Below are 13548 nucleotides of genomic sequence, written 5' to 3'. Positions count from 1 at the left end.
TCTCTCCAGAAAGGTGCGGACCGGCGTGGCCGACCGTCTCATCGTCCGTGGCGCGCGCGAGCACAACCTGAAGAACGTCTCGCTCGACCTCCCCCGTGACTCGCTCATCGTCTTCACCGGGCTCTCGGGGTCGGGCAAGTCCTCCCTCGCGTTCGACACGATCTTCGCCGAGGGCCAGCGGCGCTACGTGGAGTCGCTCTCCTCGTACGCCCGGCAGTTCCTCGGCCAGATGGACAAGCCGGACGTCGACTTCATCGAAGGCCTGTCGCCCGCTGTCTCCATCGACCAGAAATCGACCTCGCGCAACCCGCGCTCGACGGTCGGCACCATCACCGAGGTCTACGACTACCTCCGGCTGCTCTTCGCCAGGATCGGCAAGCCGCACTGCCCCGAGTGCGGCAGGCCCATCTCCCGCCAGTCCCCGCAGGCCATCGTCGACAAGGTGCTCGGCCTGCCCGAGGGCAGCCGCTTCCAGGTGCTCTCCCCGCTCGTGCGCGAGCGCAAGGGCGAGTTCGTCGACCTCTTCGCCGATCTCCAGACCAAGGGCTACAGCAGGGCCCGGGTCGACGGCGAGACGATCCAGCTGTCCGAGCCGCCCAAGCTGAAGAAGCAGGAGAAGCACACCATCGAGGTGGTCATCGACCGCCTCACGGTGAAGGACAGTGCCAAGCGCCGGCTCACCGACTCGGTCGAGACCGCGCTGGGCCTCTCCGGCGGCATGGTCGTGCTCGACTTCGTCGACCTGGACGAGGACGACCCCGAGCGTGAGCGGATGTACTCCGAGCACCTCTACTGTGCGTACGACGACCTCTCCTTCGAGGAGATGGAGCCCCGCTCCTTCTCCTTCAACTCCCCCTTCGGCGCCTGCCCCGACTGCACGGGCATCGGTACGCGGATGGAGGTCGACCCGGAGCTGATCGTCCCGGACGAGGACAAGTCCCTCGACGAGGGCGCGATCCACCCCTGGTCGCACGGCCACACCAAGGAGTACTTCGGACGCCAGATCGGCGCGCTCGCCGACGCCCTCGGATTCCGTACGGACATCCCCTGGGCCGGACTGCCGCAGCGCGCCAAGAAGGCGCTGCTCCACGGCCACAAGATCCAGACCGAGGTGCGCTACCGCAACAGGTACGGGCGCGAGCGCGCCTACACCACCCCCTCCTTCGAGGGCGCGGTGCAGTTCGTCAAGAGGCGCCACTCCGAGGCCGAGAGCGACTCCAGCAGGGAGCGCTTCGAGGGCTACATGCGCGAGGTGCCGTGCCCGACCTGTGAGGGCACCCGGCTCAAGCCGATCGTCCTCGCGGTGACGGTGATGGAGAAGTCCATCGCCGAGGTCGCCGCGATGTCGATCAGCGAGTGCGCCGAATTCCTCGGCCGTCTCAAGCTGAACGCCCGGGACAAGAAGATCGCGGAGCGGGTGCTCAAGGAGGTCAACGAGCGGCTGAAGTTCCTCGTCGACGTGGGCCTCGACTACCTCTCGCTGAACCGCGCCGCGGGCACCCTGTCCGGCGGCGAGGCCCAGCGCATCAGGCTCGCCACCCAGATCGGCTCCGGCCTCGTCGGCGTGCTGTACGTGCTGGACGAGCCGTCCATCGGCCTGCACCAGCGCGACAACCACCGGCTGATCGAGACCCTGGTCCGGCTCCGGGACATGGGCAACACGCTGATCGTCGTCGAGCACGACGAGGACACCATCAAGGTCGCCGACTGGGTCGTCGACATCGGCCCGGGCGCCGGTGAGCACGGCGGCAAGGTCGTCCACTCCGGCTCCCTCGACGAGCTCCTGGCCAACAAGGAGTCGATCACCGGTCAGTACCTCTCCGGCAAGCGGGCGATCGCGATGCCCGACATCCGGCGCCCCGTGGACCCGAAGCGCCTGCTCACGGTGCACGGTGCCCGCGAGAACAACCTCCAGGACATCGACGTCTCCTTCCCGCTGGGCGTGCTCACGGCGGTCACCGGTGTCTCCGGTTCGGGGAAGTCGACCCTGGTCAACGACATCCTCTACACCCACCTCGCGCGCGAGCTCAACGGCGCCAAGTCCGTGCCCGGGCGCCACACCCGGGTCGACGGGGACGATCTGGTCGACAAGGTCGTTCACGTCGACCAGTCGCCGATCGGACGCACACCCCGGTCCAACCCGGCCACGTACACCGGAGTCTTCGACCACGTCCGCAGGCTGTTCGCCGAGACCATGGAGGCGAAGGTGCGCGGCTACCTGCCGGGCCGCTTCTCCTTCAACGTCAAGGGCGGACGCTGCGAGAACTGCTCCGGCGACGGCACGATCAAGATCGAGATGAACTTCCTGCCGGACGTGTACGTCCCGTGCGAGGTCTGCCACGGCGCGCGGTACAACCGGGAGACCCTGGAGGTCCACTACAAGGGCAAGTCCATCGCCGAGGTCCTGGACATGCCGATCGAGGAGGGGCTGGAGTTCTTCGAGGCCGTCCCGACGATCGCCCGCCACCTGCGCACGCTCAACGAGGTGGGCCTCGGATACGTCAGGCTCGGTCAGTCCGCGCCGACGCTGTCCGGCGGTGAGGCACAGCGCGTGAAGCTGGCGAGCGAGCTGCAGAAGCGCTCCACCGGGCGCACGGTCTACGTGCTGGACGAGCCGACCACCGGTCTGCACTTCGAGGACATCAGCAAGCTCATCAGCGTGCTCTCGGGGCTGGTCGACAAGGGCAACACGGTGATCGTCATCGAGCACAACCTCGATGTCGTCAAGACCGCCGACTGGGTCATCGACATGGGCCCCGAAGGGGGCAAGGGCGGCGGCCTGGTCATCGCCGAGGGCTCCCCGGAGCAGGTCGCCTCGGAGCCGGCCAGCCACACCGGGAAGTTCCTCCAGACGGTGCTGGGGGCGGACCGGATCAGTGAGGCCGCGGGGATCCCCGCGACCCGCAAGCCGGCCCGCAGGGCGCCCGCGAAGAAGGCGGTCGCCGCGAAGACCGCCCCGGCGCGCGCCTCGGCCACGGCCAGGACCACGAAGAAGGCGGCGGCCGAGAAGGCCGTCGCGAAGAAGGCCACCCGCACGCGGAAGGCCTGACAGGTCCCTACGAGGCGGCCCCCGGTGACCCGGGGGCCGCCTCCGTGTTGTCCGGCCCCCGGGGGCGGGGCCGGTCGAAGGTGCGGCGTTCTCCGTCGGTATCGTCGGGTCTGTCGCCGATGCCTCCGGGTGCGGCCTGTGCCCGATGTCCACGGGCGCCCGGCGCCCGGGCGGGAACGGCGGCTCTCTGTCCCCCCGACCAGTGGAGACCGCATGTCCGGCCTGCCCGCCGCCCGCCGTACCGTACTGAAGGGCGCCGCTCTCGCCGGTGCCGCCGGGCTGGGAGCGGCCGCCTGCTCGACCGATTCGAAGCTGGGCCACGCGCAGACGCCGACACCCACCGCGCCCGTCGAGCTCGGTGCCGCTGACGAGGTCCCGGTCGGCGGGGCGAAGCTCTACCGTGAGCAGCGGGTCGTCGTGAGCTGCCCGGCCGCGGGCCAGTACAAGGCGTTCAGCGCGCAGTGCACCCACGCCGGCTGTCTCCTGGACAAGGTCGAGGGCAACGAGGGCAACTGCCCGTGCCACGGCAGCCGCTTCGACATGACGACCGGCAAGGCACTGCAGGGGCCGGCCACCGTGCCGCTTCCCGCCGTCCCGGTCACGGTGGAGGGCGGCAAGCTCGTCGCAGGCCCCGGGGCCTGACCGGGCGGACCCCCCGCGGTCCCCGGCGGGCGGGCCTCGGCCGGCCCCGCGGACGGTCCGGGCGGACCGGGCCCACGCCCGTCGGCCGTGCCCGTCCGTGCCCGCTCGGGACCACCGTGCCGGCCCGGGGCGGTGGCCTCGGGGAATGCCGGTCTGTCACAGCCCGCAAGTAGGGTGTAAGACATGGCAGACCCCTCCAGCTACCGCCCCAAGCCGGGACAGATCCCCGACTCCCCGGGGGTCTACAAGTTCCGCGACGAGCACCGCCGGGTGATCTACGTCGGCAAGGCCAAGAACCTGCGCCAGCGCCTGGCCAACTACTTCCAGGACCTGGCGGGCCTCCACCCGCGCACCCGCACGATGGTCACCACGGCCGCCTCCGTCGAATGGACGGTGGTCTCCACCGAGGTCGAGGCGCTCCAGCTGGAGTACACCTGGATCAAGGAGTACGACCCCCGGTTCAACGTCAAGTACCGCGACGACAAGAGCTATCCCTACCTCGCGGTCACGCTCAACGAGGAGTTCCCCCGCGTCCAGGTCATGCGCGGCGCCAAGAAGAAGGGCGTGCGCTACTTCGGTCCGTACGGGCACGCCTGGGCGATCCGCGAGACCGTCGACCTGATGCTCCGGGTCTTCCCCGTGCGCACGTGCTCCGCCGGTGTCTTCAAGAACGCGGAGCGGACCGGGCGCCCCTGCCTCCTCGGCTACATCGGCAAGTGCTCCGCGCCCTGCGTGGGCCGGGTGACCCCCGACGAACACAGGGACCTGGCGGAGGACTTCTGCGACTTCATGGCGGGCCGGACGGGTACGTACATCCGCCGCCTCGAGAAGGACATGACGCAGGCGGCCGAGGAGATGGAGTACGAGCGGGCGGCCCGGCTGCGCGACGACGCCGAGGCGCTCAGGCGTGCCATGGAGAAGAGCGCCGTCGTCCTCGCCGACGCCACCGACGCGGACCTCATCGCCGTCGCCGAGGACGAGCTCGAGGCCGCCGTCCAGATCTTCCACGTCCGCGGCGGCCGGGTGCGCGGCCAGCGCGGCTGGGTCACCGACAAGGTCGAGGCCGTCGACACGGCGGGTCTCGTCGAGCACGCGCTCCAGCAGCTCTACGGGGAGGAGTCGGGCGACTCCGTCCCCAAGGAGGTGCTCGTCCCGGCGCTTCCCGAGGACCCCGAAGCCGTCTCCCAGTGGCTCGCGGGACGCCGGGGCTCCCAGGTCAGCCTCCGCATCCCGCAGCGGGGGGACAAGAAGGACCTGATGGGCACCGTCCAGCGCAACGCCCAGCAGGCGCTGGGGCTGCACAAGACCAGGCGTGCCTCCGACCTCACGACCCGCTCCCGTGCCCTGGAGGAGATCGCCGAGGCGCTCGGCCTGGACACCGCCCCGCTGCGCGTCGAGTGCTTCGACATCTCGCACCTGCAGGGCGATGACGTGGTCGCGTCCATGGTGGTCTTCGAGGACGGGCTCGCACGCAAGAGCGAATACCGCCGCTTCCAGATCAAGGGCTTCGAGGGCCAGGACGACGTGCGGTCGATGCACGAGGTCATCGGCCGCCGCTTCAAGCGCTATCTCCAGGACAAGGAGCGGACGGGGGAGTGGGAGGAGACCCCGGCCGGGACGGGCCCCGTGCCCGCGCCGGGAGCGACCGCACCGGCCCCGTCCGCGGCCCCGTCGATCGCAGCGACGCCGTCCGCGGCCGCCCCCGGCCCCGCGCCCGTGCCCGCGCCGGGAGTGTCCCCGGCCGCGACGGTGGCCACGCACGCTCCCCCCTCCACGGGCACCGAGCCCGGAGCCCCCGCGCCCACGGAGGCGGCTCCGCCCGGTGACGCCCGTGAGGACACCCGTGAGGACGCCCGTGAGGACGACGGGCGGCCCAAGCGTTTCGCCTACCCTCCGCAGCTCGTCGTGGTCGACGGCGGGCAGCCCCAGGTCGCCGCGGCCAAGCGGGCCCTGGACGAGCTGGGCATCGACGACGTCGCCGTCTGCGGGCTCGCCAAGCGCCTGGAAGAGGTCTGGCTGCCCGACGACGACGACCCGGTGGTCCTGCCCCGCTCCAGCGAGGGCCTCTATCTCCTCCAGCGCATCCGCGACGAGGCCCACCGCTTCGCCATCACCTACCAGCGCGCCAAACGGGCCAAGCGCATCCGCAGCAGCCCCCTGGACGACGTCGCCGGCCTCGGTGGGACCCGCAAGCAGGCGCTGATCAAGCATTTCGGCTCCGTGAAGAACCTGCGGCAGGCGACAATCGACGAGATCTGCGAAGTTCCGGGGATAGGCCGCAGGACAGCGGAATCGGTGGCCGTCGCCCTCGCCGCGGCCGCCCCGGCCGCACCGGCCGTGAACACGGCCACAGGAGAGATCATCGAAGAGGACGACGGGGGCAGCACGCCATGACCGAGCACGCGCACGAACGCCAGGACGACCGAGCAGACGGAGCAGCAGACGTGAGTACGGGAAGCACCAAGGAGAAGGCCGAGGCCGCCGTGCCGGCCATCCCCGAGCTGGTGATCATCTCGGGTATGTCGGGCGCGGGGCGCAGCACCGCCGCCAAGTGTCTGGAGGACCTCGGCTGGTTCGTGGTCGACAACCTGCCGCCCGCGCTGATCCCCACGATGGTGGAGCTCGGCGCCCGGTCCCAGGGCAACGTGGCCCGGATCGCCGTCGTCGTCGACGTACGGGGCCGCCGCTTCTTCGACAACCTCCGGGACTCCCTCGCGGACCTGGCGTCCAAGCACGTCACCCGGCGGATCGTCTTCCTGGAGTCCTCCGACGACGCACTCGTACGCCGATTCGAATCGGTTCGGCGCCCGCACCCGCTCCAGGGCGACGGCCGGATCGTCGACGGCATCGAGGCGGAGCGCGATCTGCTGCGCGAGCTGCGCGGCGACGCCGACCTGGTGATCGACACCTCCAGCCTCAACGTGCACGAGCTGCGGGCCAAGATGGACGCCCAGTTCGCCGGTGACGAGGAGCCGGAGCTGCGGGCCACGGTGATGTCGTTCGGCTACAAGTACGGCCTGCCGGTCGACGCCGACCTGGTCGTGGACTGCCGCTTCCTGCCCAACCCGCACTGGGTACCGGAGCTCCGCCCCTTCACCGGGCTCAACGAGGAGGTGTCCGGCTACGTCTTCGACCAGCCCGGTGCCAAGGAGTTCCTCAACCAGTACACGGAGCTGCTCCAGCTGATCGCCACGGGCTACCGCCGTGAGGGCAAGCGCTACGTGACCATCGCGGTCGGATGCACGGGCGGCAAGCACCGCTCCGTCGCCATGTCGGAGAAGCTGGCCGCCCGGCTGGCCACGGAAGGGATCGAGACGGTGCTGGTGCACCGGGACATGGGGCGCGAGTGACCAGTCGCAATCTGCGCCTGCGCAGGCTGAGCAGAGCCACCTCGGCGCTCTCCGGCCGCAAGCGGGGCGCACAGCCCAAGGTGGTCGCCCTCGGTGGCGGCATGGGCCTCTCGGCGTCGCTCACGGCACTGCGCCGCATCACCGGCGACCTCACGGCCGTCGTCACCGTCGCCGACGACGGGGGCTCCAGCGGCCGGCTGCGGGAGGAGCTGGGCGTCCTTCCGCCGGGCGACCTGCGCAAGGCGCTGGCCGCGCTCTGCGGGGACGACGACTGGGGCCAGACCTGGGCGCAGGTCATCCAGCACCGCTTCGAGTCCAAGGGCGATCTGCACGGCCACGCCGTGGGCAACCTGCTGATCGTCTCCCTCTGGGAGCAGCTGGGAGACCACGTCCAGGCGCTCGACCTGGTCGGCAAGCTGCTCGGCGCGCACGGCAGGGTGCTGCCCATGTCCGCCGTGCCCCTGGAGCTCCAGGCGCTGGTGCGGGGGCACGACCCGGAGCGCCCCGAGGACATAGCGACCGTGCGGGGGCAGGCCACCGTGGCGCTGACCCCCGGCGAGGTGCAGTCCGTCCACGTGGTGCCGGCGGACCCGCCCGCCGTCCCGGAAGCGGTCGCGGCCGTCCTCGACGCCGATTGGGTGGTGTTGGGCCCGGGGTCCTGGTTCTCCTCCGTGATTCCGCATCTACTGGTGCCCGAACTGCTCGACGCACTGGTCCTCACGAAGGCCCGGAAGGTCCTCTCGCTGAACCTCGCGCCGCAACCCGGTGAAACAGAAGGCTTCTCACCGCAGCGTCATTTGGAGGTTTTGGGACGACACGCCCCTAAACTCGCCTTGGACGTGGTGCTGGCCGACGAGGCTGCGGTGCCCGACCGTGAGTCCCTCGCCGATGCCGCCAAGCGGCTCGGAGCCGCGGTCGAGCTGGCCCCGGTGGCCTCGCCCGACGGTGTTCCGATTCATGATCCGGAGCTGTTGGCCGCCGCGTACGACCGTATTTTTCGGATGCATGGAAGGATCGGCCCATGGCGATGACGCCAGCGGTGAAGGACGAAATCTCTCGGCTTCCCGTGACCCGGACCTGCTGCAGGAAAGCAGAGGTCTCGGCGATTCTTCGGTTCGCGGGCGGGCTGCACCTGGTGAGCGGCCGGATTGTGATCGAGGCTGAGCTGGACACGGCGATGGCGGCGCGCCGGCTCAAGCGGGACATCCTGGAGATCTTCGGGCACAGCTCGGAGCTGATCGTGATGGCTCCCGGAGGCCTGCGGCGCGGCTCCCGCTACGTCGTACGGGTGGTGGCGGGCGGCGATCAGCTGGCGCGCCAGACCGGTCTGGTGGACGGCCGGGGCCGGCCGATCCGCGGACTGCCCCCGCAGGTGGTCTCGGGGGCCACCTGCGATGCCGAGGCCGCCTGGCGCGGCGCCTTCCTGGCCCACGGTTCACTCACCGAGCCGGGCCGCTCCTCCTCCCTCGAGGTGACCTGCCCCGGCCCGGAGGCCGCCCTCGCCCTGGTCGGCGCCGCCCGCAGGCTCTCCATCGCCGCCAAGGCCCGCGAGGTGCGCGGGGTGGACCGTGTCGTCGTCCGCGACGGCGACGCGATCGGCGCGCTGCTGACCCGTCTCGGCGCCCACGAATCGGTGCTGGCCTGGGAGGAGCGCCGGATGCGGCGCGAGGTCCGCGCCACCGCGAACCGGCTCGCCAACTTCGACGACGCCAACCTGCGCCGCTCGGCACGCGCCGCGGTGGCCGCGGGCGCCCGTGTGGGGCGCGCGCTGGAGATCCTGGGCGAGGAGGTCCCGGAGCACCTCGCGGCGGCCGGGCGGCTGCGCATGGAGCACAAGCAGGCATCCCTGGAGGAGCTGGGAGCCCTCGCCGACCCGCCGCTGACCAAGGACGCGGTCGCGGGCCGCATCCGGCGTCTGCTGGCCATGGCCGACAAGCGTGCCCAAGACCTCGGTATCCCCAGCACCGAATCCACCCTCAGCGAGGAGCTGGCCGACGGCCTCGTCGGCTGAGCGTCCCCACACCTCGTGCCGCCGGCGTACCTCGCGAGGGCGCCGGCGGCGGCATTTCCCCGGCATCTCCCCCCGGCCTGCGGCGGCCCGTCTCCGTGCCCGGTGCACGGTCTCCGTTCCGCCCCACGGGCCTATTGACATGGGCATGGACCATCACGACCCTGTCCTCTGTCCGTCGGTCCGGCGGACGGAAGTGGCAGACAACTGCATGGGGGGCTCATGAGACGCAGAGCGCGAGCGATCCTCGCCGCGGCTTCGTTGCTGATGGCCGGACTGGCGGTACCCGTGGCGCAGGCCGACCAGGGGAGGGGCGGCGGCGCGGACGACGGGCTGTCCGTCTGGCACGCGGAGGTGAGCGCGGCCCAGGTGCCGCTGCTGGCCGAGGCGGGCACGGACGGCCACGAACTGAGCGAGCAGGTGCCCGACCGCGGCTCGGCCACCGTCGAGCTGTACCTCACCGACCGGCAGGCCGGGGAGCTGCGCGGCAAGGGTGTGGAGATCACCGAGCACACGCTCTCCGCCGCGGCCGCCAAGCGCGTCGCTGCTGCCGGTGACGGTGTCTTCCGCCCGTACAGCGGCGAGAACGGCCTGAAGAGGGAGATCCTCGCGACGGCGCAGGCCAACCCCGGCCTCACCAAGGCCGTCAGCATCGGCAGGACCGTCAAGGGCCAGGACATCCTGGCCCTCAAGATCACCAAGGGTGCCGGGAAGATCCGGGACGGCTCCAGGCCCGCCACGCTGTACCTGTCCAACCAGCACGCCCGGGAGTGGATCACCCCGGAGATGACGCGCCGGCTGATGCACCACTACCTCGACGGGTACGGCAAGGATCCGCGGATCACCGAGATCGTGGACACCACCGAGCTGTGGTTCGTGCTCTCCGCCAACCCCGACGGATACGACCACACGTTCACCGGCGAGCGGGACTGGCGCAAGAACCTCCGCGACAACGACGGCGACGGCGAGATCACCGGCGGCGACGGCGTGGACCTCAACCGCAACTTCCCCTACAAGTGGGGTCACGACAACGAGGGTTCGTCGCCGGACCCCGGCGACGAGACCTTCCGTGGCACCGCCCCCGCCTCCGAGCCCGAGACCCGGGCACTGGACGCCTTCCAGAAGCGCATCGGCTTCCAGTACGGGATCAACTACCACTCCGCGGCGCAGCTGCTGCTGTACGGGGTGGGCTGGCAGGTCGCCACGGACACCCCCGACGACATCGTCTACCGGGCACTCGCCGGAACACCCGGGAACTCCGCGGTCCCCGGATACCGCCCGCAGGTCTCCTCCGAGCTCTACGTCACCAACGGCGAGGCCGACGGGCATGCGGCCAACGTCAACCGGATGATGATGTTCACGCCGGAGATGTCGACCTGCGCCACGGCCTCCCGGGTCGATCCGGACGACGCCTGGGAACCGGCCGACTGCGCGTCGGTCTTCCGCTTCCCGGACGACGAGAAGCTCGTCCAGCAGGAGTTCGCCAAGAACGTCCCGTTCGCACTCGCCGTAGCCGAGTCCGCGGCACACCCCGACCGTCCGGTCTCCCCGGTCGGCATCGCGACACCGGACTTCACCCCGGACGCCTTCACCACCTCCTACGCCCGCGGCGGCGACCAGGAAGTGGCGGTCACCGCCCGCCGGTCCGTCCGCGACAAGCGTCTCAACTACCGGATCGACGGCGGCCGTACGCACACCGAGCGGCTGACGGCGTGGAAGGGCGGCGAGACGTACGGCGGGGAGGACAACCTCCACTTCGACCAGTACCGCGCCGAGGTCGAGGACGCCGGCGCGGGGGACCGCGTCACGGTCTGGTTCACCGGCCGCACGGCCGGGGGCGCGCGGACCTCCAGCGACCCGTTCACGTACACGGTCGCCGACCGGCCCCGCGGCGACACCCTGGTGATCGCCGAGGAGGGCGGCACCGCCCGGCACACCGCCGCGTACACCGGGGCGCTAGGGGCCAACGGCCACCGCGCCGCGGTCTGGGACGTCGCCACCCGGGGCACCCCGCACGCCCTCGGGGTGCTGAGCCACTTCCGTACCGTCCTCTGGTACACCGGGGCCCAGCGCCCGGCCGCCACGACCATGCTCTCCGTGCGGTCCTACGTCAACGAGGGCGGCAAGCTGATCACCGCGGGCGAGCAGGCGGGCGGGGCCGTCACCGGCGCCGGCGGCACCGACGACTTCTCGCAGTACTACCTCGGCGCGTACAACAGGGTCGGGCTGAAGTCCCCGCCCGCGTTCGCCGGTGCCGGACGGCTGGCCGGCACGGGCGTCCAGCTCGCCGACGCCCCCGGCAACGTCTTGGACGCGGCGGGCGCGTACACCGTCACCTCCGACACGCTGGACCCGAAGGAGTTCCCGCAGTTCCGCAGCGCGGCCGCGGGCGACTACCCGGGGGTGCGCACCCCCTTCGAACCGTACGGGGGCTCCTGGTTCGCCGCGGCCACCCACCAGGACGCCTCCTGGAAGAGACTCTCGCGCACCGTCGACCTGACGGGCACCGGGGCGGCCGACACACCCGGGCTGCGCTTCCAGCTCAGCTACGACACCGAGGAGGGGTACGACAACGTCGTCGTCGAGGCCCGCACCGCGGGCCAGGACGACTGGACGACCCTGCCCGACGCCAACGGCGGAACCGACACCGGTGTGCCCGCGGACTGCGAGGAGGGCTACTACGCCCAGCTCCACCCCTTCCTCACGCGCTACCTGACCGTCGGCGGCGACTCCTGCACCGCCACCGGGACCACCGGCAGCTGGAACAGGTTCACGGGCAGCTCCAACGGCTGGCAGCAGGTCGCCGTGGACCTCGGCGCGTACGCGGGCAAGCAGGTCGAGCTCTCGGTCTCGTACGTCACCGACCCCGGCTCCGGCGGCATCGGGGTCTTCGTGGACGACACCGAGCTGGTCATCGGCGGGACCGCGCGGGACACCGAGGGCTTCGAGACGGCCCTCGGCCCCTGGAGCACCCCCGGGGCGCCGGCCGGCAGCCCCGAGAACACGGCCGACTGGACGCGTTCGGGACCGCTGTTCCACTCGCAGGCCTCCGTCACGACGCGTGACACCGTGCTCCTCGGATTCGGTCTCGAACACGTGGCCGGTGCCGCCGAACGGAAGCAGCTGATCGGGAGGGCGCTCAGAAGTCTGGGGCGCTGAAGCCCCGTTGACGCGGTACGGGGCGGGTGACGGTCGCCGCCCGTCCCCCGGCCGCAGGACCGGAGGCCCGTATTCCTACTCGGGAGTACGGGCCTCGCCGTCCGTTCCGCCCCTACTCGATGTCACCCCCGGGCCTCCGGAGAGGTAGGGTCGGAGGCGGTCGGGGACATCCCATACAACTCGCCGGCGTCGAAAACCGGCGTACCTAACGAGGAGATCGGTTCGTGACGATCCGCGTAGGCATCAACGGCTTTGGCCGCATCGGTCGTAACTACTTCCGCGCGCTGCTGGAGCAGGGTGCGGACATCGAGATCGTGGCTGTCAACGACCTGGGTGACACTGCGACCACGGCTCACCTCCTGAAGTACGACACCATTCTGGGTCGTCTCAAGGCAGAGGTCAGCCACACCGCCGACACCATCACCGTCGACGGTCACACCATCAAGGTGCTCTCCGAGCGCAACCCGGCCGACATCCCCTGGGGTGAGCTGGGCGTCGACATCGTCATCGAGTCGACCGGCATCTTCACCAAGAAGGCCGACGCGGAGAAGCACATCGCGGGTGGCGCCAAGAAGGTCCTCATCTCGGCTCCGGCCAAGGACGAGGACATCACCATCGTGATGGGCGTCAACCAGGACAAGTACGACGCGGCCAACCACCACGTCATCTCCAACGCCTCCTGCACCACCAACTGTGTGGCGCCGATGGCCAAGGTTCTCGACGAGAACTTCGGCATCGTCAAGGGCCTGATGACGACGGTCCACGCGTACACGAACGACCAGCGGATCCTGGACTTCCCGCACTCGGACCTGCGTCGCGCGCGCGCCGCCGCCGAGAACATCATTCCGACCACGACGGGCGCCGCCAAGGCGACCGCCCTGGTCCTCCCGCAGCTCAAGGGCAAGCTCGACGGCATCGCGATGCGTGTCCCGGTCCCGACCGGTTCCGCCACCGACCTCGTCGTGACCCTGCAGCGTGAGACCACCAAGGACGAGGTCAACGCCGCGTTCAAGAAGGCGTCCGACGACGGCGACCTCAAGGGCTTCCTGACGTACACCGAGGACCCGATCGTGTCCTCGGACATCGTCGGCGACCCGTCGTCCTGCACCTTCGACTCCTCCCTGACCATGGTCCAGGAAGGCAGCACGGTGAAGATCCTCGGCTGGTACGACAACGAGTGGGGCTACTCCAACCGCCTCGTCGACCTGACCGTCTTCGTCGGCGGCCAGCTCTGATCCTCGGATCGGCAGGCATCTCGATGTGAGCAAGGGGCTCGGACGGCGCAACGCGGCACCGTCCGAGCCCCTTGCATGCTCATGCGTCCTTCCAAGGAGTACCGG

Annotated in this window: 8 protein-coding genes; all 8 read left to right on the top strand. The window is 70.6% G+C overall.

Annotated features, from left to right (window positions below; translation table 11 throughout):
* The first annotated feature begins 25 nt into the window (after nt 1-25).
* Nucleotides 26-3049: an excinuclease ABC subunit UvrA gene (gene uvrA / locus OG927_RS07675; protein WP_056783678.1), complete on the top strand. Its 3024-nt coding sequence runs from the start codon at nt 26-28 to the stop codon at nt 3047-3049.
* 213 nt (nt 3050-3262) lie between these two features.
* Nucleotides 3263-3691 (top strand): Rieske (2Fe-2S) protein, encoded by a 429-nt coding sequence (locus OG927_RS07670; protein ID WP_209470731.1) that lies wholly within the window; start codon nt 3263-3265, stop codon nt 3689-3691.
* A 183-nt stretch (nt 3692-3874) separates the two neighbouring features.
* Nucleotides 3875-6085 carry an excinuclease ABC subunit UvrC gene (gene uvrC / locus OG927_RS07665; RefSeq protein WP_330319880.1) on the top strand — a complete coding sequence of 737 codons (2211 nt, stop codon included), beginning with the start codon at nt 3875-3877 and terminating at the stop codon, nt 6083-6085.
* Nucleotides 6082-7041 (top strand): RNase adapter RapZ, encoded by a 960-nt coding sequence (gene rapZ / locus OG927_RS07660; protein WP_056783667.1) that lies wholly within the window; start codon nt 6082-6084, stop codon nt 7039-7041. Before uvrC ends, rapZ begins: the two co-directional genes overlap by 4 nt.
* Nucleotides 7038-8072, top strand: a complete 1035-nt coding sequence (locus tag OG927_RS07655; protein ID WP_124282672.1) for a gluconeogenesis factor YvcK family protein — start codon at nt 7038-7040, stop codon at nt 8070-8072. The genes rapZ and OG927_RS07655 overlap by 4 nt, the downstream gene beginning before the upstream one ends.
* Nucleotides 8063-9052 carry a DNA-binding protein WhiA gene (gene whiA / locus OG927_RS07650; protein WP_024494235.1) on the top strand — a complete coding sequence of 330 codons (990 nt, stop codon included), beginning with the start codon at nt 8063-8065 and terminating at the stop codon, nt 9050-9052. Before OG927_RS07655 ends, whiA begins: the two co-directional genes overlap by 10 nt.
* A gap of 219 nt (nt 9053-9271) precedes the next feature.
* On the top strand, nt 9272-12208 hold the full coding sequence (locus OG927_RS07645) for a M14 family metallopeptidase (protein WP_330319879.1): 2937 nt from the start codon (nt 9272-9274) through the stop codon (nt 12206-12208).
* Nucleotides 12209-12432: 224 nt separating this feature from the next.
* Nucleotides 12433-13443 (top strand): type I glyceraldehyde-3-phosphate dehydrogenase, encoded by a 1011-nt coding sequence (gene gap / locus OG927_RS07640; RefSeq protein WP_056783657.1) that lies wholly within the window; start codon nt 12433-12435, stop codon nt 13441-13443.
* Nucleotides 13444-13548: the final 105 nt, after the last annotated feature.

Source organism: Streptomyces clavifer (assembly GCF_036345975.1).
Taxonomy (GTDB): domain Bacteria; phylum Actinomycetota; class Actinomycetes; order Streptomycetales; family Streptomycetaceae; genus Streptomyces; species Streptomyces clavifer.
This window is presented reverse-complemented; position numbering and strand designations above follow the sequence as displayed.